10 protein-coding genes and 7 tRNA genes are annotated in these 14,716 nt (G+C 48.8%); 2 read left to right on the top strand and 15 right to left on the bottom strand.

Translation table 11 applies throughout. The features are described from left to right. Positions 1–14 precede the first annotated feature (14 nt). The 3 genes from ybeY to miaB form a co-directional block, all read right to left on the bottom strand. Positions 15–488: an rRNA maturation RNase YbeY gene (gene ybeY / locus K9N75_RS06685; protein WP_020303875.1), complete on the bottom strand. Its 474-nt coding sequence runs from the start codon at positions 486–488 to the stop codon at positions 15–17. A gap of 26 nt (positions 489–514) precedes the next feature. Beyond that, positions 515–1,573, bottom strand: a complete 1,059-nt coding sequence (locus K9N75_RS06690; protein WP_008812747.1) for a PhoH family protein — start codon at positions 1,571–1,573, stop codon at positions 515–517. 345 nt (positions 1,574–1,918) lie between these two features. Further along, a complete protein-coding gene (gene miaB, locus K9N75_RS06695; protein WP_004096460.1) occupies positions 1,919–3,343 on the bottom strand; it encodes a tRNA (N6-isopentenyl adenosine(37)-C2)-methylthiotransferase MiaB in 1,425 nt (474 codons plus the stop codon). Between the two features lie 284 nt (positions 3,344–3,627). On the opposite strand from miaB, the gene ubiF reads away from it, so the two are divergent. Beyond that, positions 3,628–4,803, top strand: coding sequence for a 3-demethoxyubiquinol 3-hydroxylase (gene ubiF, locus K9N75_RS06700; protein ID WP_008812749.1), 1,176 nt, complete (start codon positions 3,628–3,630; stop codon positions 4,801–4,803). A gap of 97 nt (positions 4,804–4,900) precedes the next feature. Here the strand turns inward: ubiF and K9N75_RS06705 are convergent. The 12 genes from K9N75_RS06705 to nagB all read right to left on the bottom strand — a co-directional run bounded on the left by K9N75_RS06705 (position 4,901) and on the right by nagB (position 12,272). Next, positions 4,901–4,975, bottom strand: a tRNA-Gln gene (locus K9N75_RS06705). 90 nt (positions 4,976–5,065) lie between these two features. After that, positions 5,066–5,140 (bottom strand) — tRNA-Gln (locus K9N75_RS06710). A gap of 2 nt (positions 5,141–5,142) precedes the next feature. Then, positions 5,143–5,219 (bottom strand) — tRNA-Met (locus K9N75_RS06715). Positions 5,220–5,264: 45 nt separating this feature from the next. Then, positions 5,265–5,339 (bottom strand) — tRNA-Gln (locus K9N75_RS06720). 50 nt (positions 5,340–5,389) lie between these two features. Next, positions 5,390–5,464, bottom strand: a tRNA-Gln gene (locus K9N75_RS06725). A 26-nt stretch (positions 5,465–5,490) separates the two neighbouring features. After that, positions 5,491–5,575, bottom strand: a tRNA-Leu gene (locus K9N75_RS06730). 28 nt (positions 5,576–5,603) lie between these two features. Next, positions 5,604–5,680 (bottom strand) — tRNA-Met (locus tag K9N75_RS06735). Positions 5,681–5,906: 226 nt separating this feature from the next. Then, positions 5,907–7,574 (bottom strand): asparagine synthase B, encoded by a 1,668-nt coding sequence (asnB, locus tag K9N75_RS06740; protein ID WP_004096463.1) that lies wholly within the window; start codon positions 7,572–7,574, stop codon positions 5,907–5,909. Between the two features lie 327 nt (positions 7,575–7,901). Continuing rightward, positions 7,902–8,654 carry an HAD-IIA family hydrolase gene (locus K9N75_RS06745; protein WP_020303874.1) on the bottom strand — a complete coding sequence of 251 codons (753 nt, stop codon included), beginning with the start codon at positions 8,652–8,654 and terminating at the stop codon, positions 7,902–7,904. 330 nt (positions 8,655–8,984) lie between these two features. Next, the gene (nagC, locus tag K9N75_RS06750; protein ID WP_039187134.1) at positions 8,985–10,217 is read right to left on the bottom strand and encodes a DNA-binding transcriptional regulator NagC; all 1,233 of its coding nucleotides are present in this window, start codon (positions 10,215–10,217) and stop codon (positions 8,985–8,987) included. Between the two features lie 75 nt (positions 10,218–10,292). Next, the gene (gene nagA / locus K9N75_RS06755) at positions 10,293–11,444 is read right to left on the bottom strand and encodes an N-acetylglucosamine-6-phosphate deacetylase (protein WP_061060285.1); all 1,152 of its coding nucleotides are present in this window, start codon (positions 11,442–11,444) and stop codon (positions 10,293–10,295) included. A 27-nt stretch (positions 11,445–11,471) separates the two neighbouring features. Continuing rightward, positions 11,472–12,272, bottom strand: coding sequence for a glucosamine-6-phosphate deaminase (gene nagB / locus K9N75_RS06760; RefSeq protein WP_224452387.1), 801 nt, complete (start codon positions 12,270–12,272; stop codon positions 11,472–11,474). 334 nt (positions 12,273–12,606) lie between these two features. On the opposite strand from nagB, the gene nagE reads away from it, so the two are divergent. Beyond that, entirely contained in the window at positions 12,607–14,643 is a 2,037-nt protein-coding gene (gene nagE / locus K9N75_RS06765) for an N-acetylglucosamine-specific PTS transporter subunit IIBC (RefSeq protein ID WP_224452592.1), read from the top strand. Positions 14,644–14,716: the final 73 nt, after the last annotated feature.

The following is a 14,716-nucleotide window of genomic DNA, read 5'->3' on the forward strand; positions in this document are numbered from 1 at the left end:
GTCACTGTAATCATTTAGTCGGATTCTTTTTCAGCTGCATAAGGATCGGGATACCCGAGTTCCTGCATGATTTCAGCTTCTAAAGCCTCCATTTCTTCTGCTTCTTCATCGATGATGTGGTCATACCCTAGCAGATGCAGACTGCCGTGGACAACCATATGTGCCCAATGCGAGAGCAGGGTAATTTCTTGCTCTTTTGCTTCTGCTTCAACAACCTGTCGACAGATAATCATATCACCCAGCAGAGGAAGCTCAATGCCCGGAGGCGCTTCGAACGGGAAGGATAACACGTTGGTCGGTTTATCCTTACCACGATAGGTCATATTCAGTTCATGACTCTCAGCTTCATCGACCAAGCGGATGGTGACCTCTGCCTCTTCCTGAAACTTTGGCAGCACGGCTTCCAGCCATAAACGGAAATCAGCTTCGGCGGGCAGCCCCTCAGTATTCTCGCAGGCGATTTGCAGATCTAATATTACATTGCTCATATTTTGTTGCTCATAATACATCCAGCTTAGTGTGTTTCTTGCCCTGAGGCTGATGTCTGAGCTTCACGCTTGCGCTGTTCAGCCTGCTCATCTTTACGTTTCTGCTCGGCGATTTCCCATGCTTCATAGGCCATAACCACCTGTGCAACGACAGGGTGGCGCACCACGTCTTCGCTGGTTAGGAAGTTGAAGCTGATCTCTTCAACGGAAGAAAGCACTTCAATGGCATGGCGAAGCCCTGATTTTTGCGCACGTGGCAGGTCAATCTGGGTTACGTCACCGGTAATAACCGCTTTTGAGTTAAAACCGATACGGGTCAGGAACATTTTCATCTGCTCGATGGTGGTGTTCTGGCTTTCATCCAGAATAATAAACGCATCATTCAATGTTCGTCCGCGCATGTAGGCCAGCGGCGCAACTTCGATAACGTTACGCTCCATCAGCTTTTCAACGCGTTCAAAGCCCAGCATTTCAAACAACGCATCGTATAACGGGCGCAGGTATGGATCGACTTTTTGGCTCAGATCGCCCGGAAGAAACCCGAGTTTTTCACCGGCTTCAACCGCGGGGCGGGTTAGCAAAATACGGCGAATTTCTTGGCGCTCTAATGCATCCACGGCAGCGGCAACGGCCAAATATGTTTTACCTGTACCGGCAGGACCTACGCCAAAGGTGATGTCATGATCGAGCACGTTAGCAATGTACTGTGCCTGATTAGGGGTGCGAGGCTTGATAACGCCGCGTTTGGTCTTGATATTGACCGCTTTGCCATATTCAGGAACATGGTCTGTAACCTGTTCCAATACACCACTTTCTTTGATTGCCAAATGGACTTGTTCAGGGATGATATCAGGGATATGTCCACGCATCGGCGCAGTATCAACATACAGATGACGCAGGATATCTTTTGCCGCGCTGACACAGGCCGACTTACCCACCAGCTTAAAGTGGTTATCACGATGACTGATTTCTATGCCTAAACGGCGCTGGAGTTGCTTAATATTGTCATCAAACGGGCCACACAGGCTGTTTAGTCGCTGATTATCTGCCGGTTCTAATGCAAGTTCTTCAGTGATAATGTTCAAACTATTCCTCTGAGCTGAATACCCTATAACTAATAGCGTAAATGATACATGGCATAACGCTATTATTCTTCATCTGCGGGCCATTGTGACCAGAATTGTCAATACGCTTCGCAATTTCTCATTATTCAATGGGGGAGGATGCGCGTTATTTCAACGGTGAATAATAAAAAAGCACCGTAGAACGATAATGAGCGTTTCTGACGTCTGATTTTAGGGGAATCGTAGGGATGGGGTCGTAGCAGCTTTAGCTGCCGGAGCGCCCCACCCTGCGGTAAACCCGTGTATCTCGATCTTGTCAACAGCTCGCATTACCGACGCACGGTGCTTAATTTTGCGTATCAAGAACTAAGGCTGATAGCTTCCTACCCCCAGAGCATCCTCTTTTCGGGTTCGCGCAATGACCGACTCCGGGGATTCGTGCACACGCAGATCCATTTGATCTTCGGTACGAACTAATACGCCACGCAGTGAGTTCGTTCTCACCTCTGTGATTTCTACATCGACAAAGGTTCCAACCAGCTCTGGTGAGCCTTCAAAGTTCACCACGCGATTGTTTTCAGTACGGCCTGACATTTCCATTACGTTTTTACGTGAAATGCCTTCAACCAAAATACGCTGTACGGTGCCCACCATTTTACGACTGTAGCTCTGAGCTTGCTGGTTGATGCGATCTTGCAGAATGTACAGACGCTGCTTTTTCTCTTCTTCTGGTACGTCATCAGCCATATCGGCTGCAGGAGTGCCTGGACGCGGTGAGAATACAAAGCTGTAGCTCACATCGAAATTGACTTCGGCAATCAGTTTCATGGTTTGCTCGAAATCCTCCTGCGTTTCACCAGGGAAGCCAATAATAAAATCAGAACTGATAAGAATATCAGGTCGTGCCTTACGCAGCTTACGGATGATGGACTTATATTCGAGCACTGTGTGAGTGCGCTTCATCAAATTGAGTATGCGGTCGGAGCCGCTTTGCACCGGAAGGTGCAGGAAGCTCACCAGCTCAGGTGTATCTTCATAAACGGCGATAATATCGTCGGTGAATTCGATGGGATGGCTGGTGGTAAAACGAATGCGATCAATGCCGTCAATCGCGGCAACCAAGCGCAGCAGTTCGGCAAACGTACAAATATCGCCGTCGAAAGAGGGGCCGCGGTAGGCATTCACGTTTTGTCCGAGCAGATTGACTTCACGTACGCCTTGAGCCGCTAGCTGAGCGATTTCAAACAGCACGTCGTCGGCAGGGCGGCTGACTTCTTCACCGCGAGTATAAGGTACAACGCAGTAGGTGCAGTATTTATTACAGCCTTCCATGATCGAAACAAAGGCGCTAGGACCTTCAGCGCGCGGCTCTGGCAGGCGGTCAAATTTTTCAATTTCAGGGAAACTAACGTCAACAACAGGGCTTTTGCTGCCCCGTACCTTGTTAATCATTTCCGGTAGACGGTGCAGTGTTTGTGGGCCAAAAACGATATCCACATAGTGGGCACGTTGGCGCAGCAGTTTACCTTCCTGTGAGGCCACGCAGCCGCCGACGCCGATAATGACGTTCGGGTTGGCTTCTTTCAGCAGCTTCCAGCGACCGAGCTGGTGGAAGACCTTCTCTTGTGCTTTTTCGCGAATTGAGCAGGTATTAAGCAGCAAGACATCTGCCTCTTCGGCATTGTCAGTCAGTTCGAAACCGTGCGTGCTGCCCAGTAAATCAGCCATCTTAGATGAGTCATACTCATTCATCTGACAGCCCCAGGTTTTAATATGCAGTTTTTGTGTCATCGAATTGCCATTGCTATATGCAGGTGGATTTCGGACAGACCGGCACTGGTATCTAAAACAGAATGAATATCGGGTGACCCCGTTTTAGATAATCAAAGGTAGAGGTGTCGGAACAAGCCCATACGCAGGTCGGCTATTGTAATCTTTGCCATTAGCCGTGACTACCCTATCACCTCACGCTTTATGTACCCATAATATCTTGAGCAACGCCAATTATTTCGGGGATAGGCTGAGTCAGAGGTAAAATCCGGTACACTAGGAGCATTAATTGATGGGAGACAGCGATGGCCGAGCAAAAAAGTGATGTGGTGGTAATTGGTGGCGGCATGGTCGGTGCCGCTACGGCGCTAGGATTGGCACAGGCTGGTTTTTCAGTCACGGTAGTAGAGAATCGTCGCCCACGGCCGTTTGACCCGTCACAGCCGCCAGATTTACGAATTTCGGCTATCAGTGCCTCTTCGGTGGCGTTGTTAGACAGCTTAGGCGTTTGGAAAGATGTGCGGCAAATGCGTAGTGCTGCCTATCGTGGTTTGGAAACTTGGGAGTGGGATGCTTCTCGCGTTAGTTTCAGCGCTAAAGATCTGGGGATACCTGAACTAGGCCACATGTTGGAAAATGAGGTATTGCAGCTCGCACTTTGGCAACACTTGGAGCAGATGCCCAATATTACGCTCAATGTTCCGGCTGAACTAAAAATGCTAACGCGGTTAAACGACGGTTGGGGTGTTAGCTTGAATGACGGCAGCCAAATCGAAGCCAAACTGGTTATCGGTGCGGACGGGGCTAACTCACAGGTACGTTCATTAGCCGGCATTGGTGTGCGTGGTTGGCAATATCGCCAATCATGCATGCTGATCTCTGTTCAAACGCAAGATGACCCATTAGACGTCACTTGGCAGCAATTTACGCCACAGGGACCGCGTGCGTTTTTACCGCTGTGGGAAAATTGGGCATCTTTGGTGTGGTATGACAGCCCTGCTCGAATTCGTCAATTGATGGCACTGCCCATGACGCAGCTCACGCAAGAGATCAAGCATACGTTTCCTGAGCGTTTAGGCAATGTCACGGCTATCGCGGCCGGATCTTTCCCGCTGGTACGACGTCACGCTAACCGCTATGTGCAAGAAGGGCTGGCGCTGTTAGGTGACGCTGCACACACCATTAACCCGCTGGCGGGGCAGGGCGTTAATCTTGGCTATCGTGATGTGGATGCGTTGCTGGATGTCGTAATTAAAGCGCGTCAGCAGGGCGAGATTTGGCACAGCGAGGAGATCCTCAAGCGTTATCAACGTCGTCGTCGTCCGGACAATTTATTAATGCAGGCAGGCATGGATGTTTTTTATGCTGCGTTCAGCAATGAATTGAAACCGCTACAGCTCATAAGAAACTTCGGTCTGATGGCCGCTGAGCGTTCCGGTGAACTGAAGAAACGGGCGCTGAAATATGCATTAGGTTTATAGCGTGCAAACCCCTCCTTGGTGACGAGGAGGGGAAACGTCATCGACATCAAATTAAAGACGAAAAAAAAGCCCGCGATAAGCGAGCTTTTTCTTTCTTTGGCTGGGGTACGAGGATTCGAACCTCGGAATGCCGGAATCAGAATCCGGTGCCTTACCGCTTGGCGATACCCCAAATGTTCGTTTAAAACCTTGGGTGCGCGAGTAATCTCTAACGCGGCATCTTACGATGCGTAAACCTGTTAAGAAGACAGACTTATGGAATTGGCTGGGGTACGAGGATTCGAACCTCGGAATGCCGGAATCAGAATCCGGTGCCTTACCGCTTGGCGATACCCCAAATGGTGGCTACGACGGGATTCGAACCTGTGACCCCATCATTATGAGTGATGTGCTCTAACCAACTGAGCTACGTAGCCAACTCAAGGAATTTCTGTGTTGCTTGATTCTATTAGCCAATTCTATGGCTGGGGTACCAGGATTCGAACCTGGGAATGCTGGGATCAAAACCCAGTGCCTTACCGCTTGGCGATACCCCAATCGGGTATAGAATTCAGCAAACCTTTTCGTGGATTTCCGAGGAAAAGGATGGCTGGGGTACCAGGATTCGAACCTGGGAATGCTGGGATCAAAACCCAGTGCCTTACCGCTTGGCGATACCCCATCCGCTGCAAAACCGAGTCGTTTAAATGGTGCGGGAGACGAGACTTGAACTCGTACACCTTGCGGCGCTAGAACCTAAATCTAGTGCGTCTACCAATTTCGCCACTCCCGCTCATTTAATCGAAGGTGTTCAAAATAGATGGTGGCTACGACGGGATTCGAACCTGTGACCCCATCATTATGAGTGATGTGCTCTAACCAACTGAGCTACGTAGCCATCTATTTATCGCCAACCTTCATCGGCGTTGCGGGGCGCATTATGCGTATATGAGAAAGTTGCGTCAACCCCTTTTTTATCGGAAAAGGGCATCTGAAGCACGTTTGCGCGGGGATTATACAGCTCGGTGAGAAAATCAACAAAAATTAGGCTTATTAATGGGCTAAAACAGCGTTAGTGGTAAAAAAAACGGCGAACTATAAAAGTTCGCCGTTTAGTTAAAATGCTATTTTTGATAAGCAGATTGATGTACGCCTACCGCACGACCCGATGGGTCGTCCATTTTTTTGAAAGATTCGTCCCATTCGATCGCTTTTGCTGAAGAGCAGGCAACCGATGGTCCGCCGGGTACACACTCCGCTGCGCTTGGCACTGGGAATAATTCTTCAAAAATTTCGCGATACAAATAGCCTTCTTTTGAGTTTGGCGTGTTGTAAGGGAAGCGGAAATGCGCATTTGCCAACATTTGATCGCTAATCTGCTGATTCGCAGTTTCTTTTAAGGTATCGATCCAGCTATAACCTACGCCATCCGAGAACTGTTCTTTTTGACGCCACGCGACGCTGGCAGGCAGATAGGATTCAAAACATTCGCGCAGAATGTACTTCTCCATTTTGCCGTTACCACACATTTTATCTTTCGGGTTAAGACGCATCGCCACATCAAGGAATTTTTTATCCAAGAACGGCACGCGTGCTTCTACCCCCCACGCTGACATCGCTTTGTTAGCGCGTGCGCAGTCATACATATGCAGAGCGAGCAGTTTACGCACCGTTTCTTCATGGAACTCTTTAGCATTCGGCGCTTTATGGAAATAGAGGTATCCCCCGAACACTTCGTCGGCACCTTCTCCGGAAAGCACCATTTTGATGCCCATGGCTTTAATTTTACGCGCCATCAGATACATCGGTGTAGACGCTCGAATGGTGGTCACATCGTAGGTTTCAATGTGATAAATCACATCGCGAATAGCATCTAAGCCTTCTTGTACGGTGAAATGAATTTCATGATGCACCGTGCCTAAATGGTTCGCGACCTCTTGGGCTGCTTTTAAATCGGGAGAGCCTTCTAAACCGACAGCAAAGGAGTGCAACTGTGGCCACCAGGCTTCACTGCGCTCATCATCTTCCACTCGGCGGGCGGCAAATTTTTTAGTGATGGCTGAAATGACCGAGGAGTCTAACCCGCCGGACAGCAATACGCCGTAAGGGACATCAGACATCAAATGACTTTTTACTGAATCTTCCAGCGCTTCTTTTAGCTGCGCTGCGTCAGTGACGTTATCTTTGACATTGTCGAACTCAAACCAGTCACGTTGATAGTAGCTATGAATCTCACCATCATCGCTCGACATATAGCTACCGGCGGGGAATTCTTTAATCGTGCGGCAAACGGGCACCAGCGCCTTCATTTCAGAAGCCACGTAGAAGTTACCGTGTTCGTCATAGCCCATATACAGCGGGATAATCCCTAGGTGATCGCGGCCAATCAGATAGCTGTTTTTGTCAGCGTCATACAGGATAAAAGCAAACATTCCCTGCAACTCATCCAGAAACGCGGCGCCTTTTTCTTCATACAGCGCCAAAATCACTTCGCAGTCGGAGGCGGTCTGGAACTCATAGCGCCCTTCAAAGCGTTGACGCAGTGCCTGATGGTTATAAATTTCACCATTCACGGCTAAAACATGGGTGTGCGCGGCATTGTATAACGGCTGAGCACCGTTGTTGACGTCAACGATAGACAGGCGCTCATGCGCCAGAATCGCGTTATCAGACGCATAAACGCCAGACCAATCTGGGCCACGGTGACGCATTAAGCGTGACAGTTCGAGCGCTTTTTTACGCAGCTCAACAGGATCGGTTTTTAAATCAAGCACACCAAAGATAGAACACATAGATTTCTCCCATACTGCATTGTCGAGTTGTGACGTTGTGGGTCAGTTTTAGGCGGTAAATGGTTTTTGGTTTATGTTACCGCTGCTATGCATAACAAATTGCGTCAAAACCTGAATATAATGCAAGTGGTTTAACTTAATGGTGAGAAATAGTTTGTGCCACTCGCATAAAAATTAGCGGATATTCATTTTGCGCGCGATTTAATTGATGAATCGCTAATTTTTTGCAGCAGGGAGGCGAAGGAGAAAAATGCGGAAAAATAAAATTTCAGCCAATAGCGCCTGCTGGCTATGAAGCGAAGTGCTCAGACGCTATTGGCGGGGGAATTAGATGATGTCGATATCCGCAACAGAGGGATAAATGTAATTCGGGCGGAAAGGCATATTATCGACGTCATTTAGCGTAGACACGCCAGATAACACGAGAATGGTTTCCAAACCGGCTTGGAAGCCCGCCAGAATATCCGTATTCAAGTTATCACCGATAATAACGGTACTTTCTGAATGGGCCTGCATTTTGTTGAGTGCGGCGCGAATAATCCATGGGCTAGGTTTACCTACATAGAAAGGCTTGCGGCCTGAAATTAATTCGATAGGTGCGCACAGCGCGCCACAGGCAGGATAGAAACCACGGCCGTGTGTGTCAGGGTTGGTGGCAATAAAACGCGCGCCGTTAACCACAAAGTAAGAAGCTTTATGGATCATCTCCCAGTTATAAGAACGGGTTTCCCCCACGATAACGAAGTCAGGGTTGATGTCGGTAATAGTAAAGCCGGCTTTATACAGTTCGTGGATAAGCGCCCCCTCGCCGATGACATAGGCTTTTTTCCCTTCCTGACGCTTTAGAAAATCAGCGGTTGCCATAGCCGAGGTATAAAAGGCACTTTCAGGGACTTCAAGACCCGCAGCAGAAAAGCGGTTAGCTAAATCCTGTGCGGTTTGAGAAGGATAGTTGGTTAGAATAACCAGAGGAATATCTCGTTCCTGAATACGCGCTAAAAATTTATCAGCCCCCGGAACTGGGGTGTTGTCGTGCATCAAAACGCCATCGATGTCACAAATAATACTTTTAATTGTCATAGGGTTATTACTCATTAGATTGACAGACAGATACCCGTCATATTTGAAGCAGTGTGCGCGTTGGCTGCGTTTGTTCACTCTAGTAACATCGTTACCTCTGCGCCTAGTGACTCACAAACTTGCCGACTGCATGCCGCTCCAATTATTTCGGGGGTAAATTGTACCACGCCTGTCAGCAATTCTGATGAGCTTACTCGCGTCAGTGATGACGACCTCTGGGAGCGCAGTAAACTGCGCTTAAATATGCGCCTAGCAGAAGATGTATTGGGGGACGAATACAGCTAATGCTGATCCGGTTTTACATAAGCAGAGGATTAGTTAAGCAGAGGATTAGTGCGGATGTTGCCCTTCCAGCAATCGCTGCAGCAGCACGCCGTTAAGCATAGCGCGTTTTACCAGCGCAAAGGCGCCAATGGCTGAGCGATGATCAAGCTCTGAGGTCACGACGGGTAGATTTTGGCGGAAATTCTTTAACACCTGCGTATTGATACAGCTTTGAATCGCAGGCAGTAGCGTTTTCTCGGCTTCAATAATCTCACCGGCAATCACGACTTTTTGTGGGTTGAACATATTGATAGCAATGGAGATAGCTCGACCTAAGTAGCGTCCAACCAGCTCAATGACTTCTGTTGCCAGTGCGTCGCCTTTGTTTGCCGCTTTGCAGATAGCGCTGATAGAGCAATCGTCTAGTGTGAGCTTGCTTGGATAGCCTTGCTCTAATAAATGGCGCACACGTTGTTCTATCGCAGCATTGGCTGCCACGGTTTCTAAACAGCCGAAATTACCGCAGTGGCAGCGCTCGCCCAGCGGATCGATTTGGATATGCCCAATCTCACCAACGTTGCCTTTGCTACCAAGGAAGATTTTTTCATTCACGATAATGCCCGCACCGGTGCCGCGGTGTAAGCGTACTAACATTGAGTCTTCGCAGTCGCGTGTTGCCCCAAAATAGTGTTCGGCTAAGGCAAGGCTACGGATATCGTGGCCGACAAAACTTGTCACGTTAAATCGGTCTTCCAGCACGCTAACCAATTGCCAATCGTTAACGGCAATATGGGGCATGTAGCGCACGATACCGTGTTGGGGATCGACTAGACCTGGGAGGATCACGGCGATAGCAATCAGCTCACGAATTTTGCGCTGATAGGCCAGCATGAACTGATCGATGTTATTCAGCAGTGCGTTTTCCACTGTTTCCTGAGTGCGTTCAGGTAACGGATAATGTTCTTCCGCCAATGCCTTTCCGCTCATATCATATAGGGTGATGGTGGCGTCATGGCGCCCTAAGCGGATAGCGATAGTGTTGAAAAGGCGGGTTTCGGTAACAATGGAAATGGCACGGCGGCCACCGGTAGACGCTTGCTGATCGACTTCTTTGATCAGCCCGCGCTCTAGCAGTTGGCGGGTAATTTTGGTGACGCTGGCAGGGGCAAGCTGGCTCACTTCGGCAATTTGAATGCGCGAAATAGGGCCTTGCAGGTCAATCAAACGATAAACAGCTGCACTGTTAAGCTGTTTGACCAGATCTACATTACCGATTTGTCCTTGCCCGCCTGTGGTCATCAATTTATTACCCGCGATTAAAAATAGATATCAAGTTATAAAAGAGAGCGCGCAGACTGAAGTACGTTCTCTCTATTATTTGTTTTCGTAAACAGTTTCACCGTTCACAATGGTTTTTATCACACGGTAATCTGAAGTGAAGGCCGTTAGGTTAGCGACTTTCCCCTCTTCGATACTGCCCAGTTGTGTATCAACGCCAACCGCGCGAGCAGGGTAAAGCGTAGCCATCCGCAAGGCTTCATCGAGCGCGATTCCCACGTGTTCCACGCTGTTCTGTACCGCTTCGATCATGGTGAGCGCTGAGCCACTCAGCGTGCCATTTTCATCAACCACTAAACCATTGCGGTAATATACTGTTTTTCCGGCAAAAATGAAGTGATCGATATTCGCTCCTGCGGGAGCTGTGGCATCAGTGACCAACACGAGGTGCTCGCCTTTCAGACGTTTAGCCAGACGGATGCTTGGCCAGGCAACATGATGGCCGTCGGCAATGATCCCTGCGTAAACTTCAGGGGTATCAAAAATAGCGCCCATTAGCCCTGGTGCACGGCCAGCAATGACTGGCATGGCATTATACAGGTGCGTGGCGAAGCTCATGCCTGCGGCAAAACCTTTGCGGCCTTCTTCATAAGTCGCATTAGAGTGGCCTGCAGACACCACGATACCCGCAGCTTTAAGCTGTTTGATAGACTCCGGCGTGGCGACTTCCGGTGCCATGGTCACTTTAGCGATCGCATCGGCATGCTCACACATGAAATCAATCATTTCATGATCGGGCTTACGGATGAATTTGGGATTATGGGTGCCTTTCTTTTCCAAGCTGATATAAGGGCCTTCGATATGCAGACCCAGCGCTTGGTTCTGGTGTTTAGCCAGATAGCTGCGCATCACGTCGATACCGTGCTTCATTAAGTCATCGGCACAGGTGATTAGCGTTGGTAAATAGCTAGTACAGCCTGATTTTTCATTGGCATGCTGCATGATTTCCAGCGTTTCTTCAGAAACCGCTTCGGCAGAATCATTAAACTGGACGCCACCACAGCCATTAAGCTGCAGATCGATGAAACCAGGAGCAAGGATTGCTCCGCCCAGATCGTGAGTTTCGATGCCTGACGGAAGCTCAGCGACAGGACAGATCTGTTTAATTAAGCCATTGGCGATCATTACTGCATGGTCGTCGAGAATATCGTGGCCGGTATAAATCCGACAATGGGTCAGAGCGTACATCACATCCCCCTGGTTACAGGTTGAAAATTATAAATTCTTCATATTTTCCGCTTCTAATTCGCGGAAGTACTTAACGGTTTTAACCTTCAGTTCCATCGTGGAAGGTTCATCACATACGATGACTGATTTTGGATGAAGCTGTAGGGCACTGATGGTCCACATATGGTTAACACTGCCTTCAACGGCGGCTTGCAGCGACTGAGCTTTGGCGTGACCGGTGACCAGAATCATCACTTCTTCGGCATCAAGCAGCGTACCAACACCCACGGTTAATGCGTATTTTGGCACTTTAGTCATGTCGCCATCAAAGAATCGAGAGTTAGCGATGCGCGTTTCTTCTGTCAGCGTTTTGATACGGGTACGAGAAGCTAACGATGAGGCCGGCTCGTTAAATGCAATATGACCGTCGTTGCCTACACCGCCCATAAACAGATTGATTTTGCCGTAGGACTTAATCTTCTCTTCATAGCGGCGGCATTCAGTGTCTACGTCAGGCGCGTTGCCGTTAAGTAAGTTAATGTTTTCACGTGGGATATCTACGTGATTGAAAAAATTATTATACATGAAGCTATGGTAGCTTTCCGGATGCTCTTCCGGCAGTCCGATGTACTCGTCCATGTTGAACGTCACAACGTTTTTAAAGCTAACTTCGCCTGCTTTGTGGAGTCCGATTAGGCGTTTGTAGGTTTGTAGCGGTGTACCGCCAGTCGGCAAGCCGAGCACAAATGGACGTTCAGCCGTTGGTTTAAACGCATTGATGCGGTTAACAATATGACGAGCAGACCATAAACCTACGTCTGCAGCATTACTCAGTGGGATCAGTCTCATAGGGCACCTTTAGCTAATATAAATCTATATTAAAAACGGGGGTCCACATCGCTCTTATAAAGCGTAATGCATCTTAACCACTTCTGTGTGACCTAACGCCGCTTTGATTTTTCGAATGATAAAATAAGTTTTGTAGGATGGCTAGCAATTAGGCATATTTAGAGCCTCCTTTGGTGATATTTATCACAAAACCAGAGGTTTTAATTTGCGGAGAAAAATAATTTTTTTACACTCCAGAATGTAGTCCATACTGTCAACTTAATAATTAAGTGAGTTACGACGAGACCATGAGTAGTGCCAATTCGAGCATTGACGGGTCCAATAGGGGGAAATGGTGAGTATTTTAGGTTATTTGCAAAAAGTCGGCCGTGCGCTGATGGTACCGGTAGCTACGCTACCGGCTGCCGCAATACTGATGGGTGTTGGTTACTGGATTGACCCGGTAGGTTGGGGGGGCGATAACGCGTTAGCCGCCTTCTTCATCAAGTCGGGCTCTGCCATTATCGATAACATGTCTGTACTGTTTGCGATCGGTGTCGCATACGGTATGTCTAAAGATAAAGATGGTGCGGCCGCATTAACCGGCTTTGTAGGCTTCTTGGTATTAACCACGCTGTGTTCTCCAGCCGCGGTCGCCATGATTCAGAAGATCCCTGCGGATCAGGTTCCTGCTGCATTCGGTAAGATTAACAACCAGTTCGTTGGTATTCTAGTTGGTATTATCTCTGCTGAACTGTACAACCGTTTCAGCGGTGTGGAACTCCCGAAGGCGCTGTCTTTCTTCAGTGGCCGCCGTCTGGTTCCGATCCTAACTTCCTTCGTGATGATTCTGGTTGCATTCATCCTGATGTACATCTGGCCGTTAATTTTTGACGGATTGGTGAACTTCGGTGAACACATTCAGAAAATGGGCTCAGTGGGCGCGGGTATCTATGCGTTCTTTAACCGTCTATTAATCCCTGTTGGCCTGCATCATGCTCTGAACTCTGTGTTCTGGTTTGACGTTGCAGGTATTAACGATATTCCTAACTTCCTGGGTGGCGCACAGTCTATCGAAGCGGGTAAAGCCGTCGTGGGTATCACTGGCCGTTATCAGGCAGGTTTCTTCCCAATCATGATGTTTGGTTTACCTGGTGCAGCACTGGCGATTTACCACTGTGCTCGTCCAGAAAACAAAGCAAAAGTGGCAGGTATCATGATGGCCGCGGCATTCGCAGCCTTCTTTACGGGTATCACCGAGCCGTTGGAATTCTCCTTCATGTTCGTTGCTCCAGTTCTGTATGTTATCCATGCATTACTGACCGGTATCTCTGTATTCATCGCAGCATCTATGCACTGGATTGCCGGCTTCGGCTTCAGCGCGGGGCTGGTGGATATGGTTCTGTCCTCACGTAACCCGCTGGCAACTCACTGGTACATGTTGATCCCTCAGGGTCTCGTGTTCTTCGTGATTTACTACGTGGTATTCCGCTTCACTATCACCAAATTTAACCTGCTGACTCCTGGCCGTGAACTGGCAACTGATGCTGATGAAAGCGCTGATGGCTACGATCTGGATCTGGACAATGCGAAAGGTGGTAACGAAACGGCTAATCTGGCGCGTAACTACATTGCTGCGGTAGGCGGTTCTGCCAATATCACGGGTATTGATGCGTGTATCACTCGTCTGCGTCTGACCGTGAAAGACTCTGCGATTGTTAATGACAGTCTGGCAAAACGTTTGGGTGCATCCGGTGTTATTCGTCTGAATAAGCAGAGTGTTCAGGTCATCGTGGGGACTCGCGCAGAAGCCATTGCAACAGCAATGCGTGGCGTGATGGCTGCGGGCCCGGTTGAAGCGGCAACAGCACATGCTGCGCCAGCAGCGACTGAAGCCAAAGCACAGGCAACACCAAACGCTGCAGCCGTGGTGAAGGCAACTCTGGTTTCTCCAATTACCGGTGAAGTCGTGGCGCTGGATCAGGTTCCTGATGAAGCTTTCGCAAGCAAAGCAGTCGGTGACGGCGTTGCGGTTCGTCCAACGGATAAATTCGTTGTGTCCCCAGCGCGCGGCACGATCGTAAAAATCTTCAACACTAACCATGCATTCTGTCTGGAAACGGATGAAGGTGCGGAAGTTGTGGTTCATATGGGCATCGACACCGTTGCTCTGAATGGCCAAGGCTTTAAACGTCTGGTTGAAGAGGGCGCAGAGGTGAAAGCAGGTCAGCCAATTCTTGAAATGGATTTGGACTACTTGAATGCTAATGCACGCTCCATGATTAGTCCGGTTGTCGTCAGCAATATCGATGATTTCGGTGGACTGAAAGCGCTGGCAGCGGGTCATGTGGTGGCCGGTGAAACCAAGCTGTACGATATCACTGCGAAATAACTGACTCGTTAATACATCATTTCCAAGTGAGTAAACGGAGAGGGGGAAACCCTCTCCGTTTTTTTGTTTTTGG

Source organism: Hafnia paralvei, from assembly GCF_020150375.1.
In the GTDB taxonomy this organism is placed as follows: domain Bacteria; phylum Pseudomonadota; class Gammaproteobacteria; order Enterobacterales; family Enterobacteriaceae; genus Hafnia; species Hafnia paralvei.

Bases quoted from the DNA above. Each gene is read 5' to 3' on its own strand.
- nagA (WP_061060285.1), bottom strand. From the start codon at position 11,444: ATGTACGCTCTGACCCATTGTCGGATTTATACCGGCCACGATATTCTC.
- ubiF (WP_008812749.1), top strand. From the start codon at position 3,628: ATGGCCGAGCAAAAAAGTGATGTGGTGGTAATTGGTGGCGGCATGGTC.
- miaB (WP_004096460.1), bottom strand. From the start codon at position 3,343: ATGACACAAAAACTGCATATTAAAACCTGGGGCTGTCAGATGAATGAG.
- K9N75_RS06745 (WP_020303874.1), bottom strand. From the start codon at position 8,654: ATGACAATTAAAAGTATTATTTGTGACATCGATGGCGTTTTGATGCAC.
- nagB (WP_224452387.1), bottom strand. From the start codon at position 12,272: ATGAGACTGATCCCACTGAGTAATGCTGCAGACGTAGGTTTATGGTCT.
- ybeY (WP_020303875.1), bottom strand. From the start codon at position 488: ATGAGCAATGTAATATTAGATCTGCAAATCGCCTGCGAGAATACTGAG.
- nagC (WP_039187134.1), bottom strand. From the start codon at position 10,217: ATGACCACAGGCGGGCAAGGACAAATCGGTAATGTAGATCTGGTCAAA.
- asnB (WP_004096463.1), bottom strand. From the start codon at position 7,574: ATGTGTTCTATCTTTGGTGTGCTTGATTTAAAAACCGATCCTGTTGAG.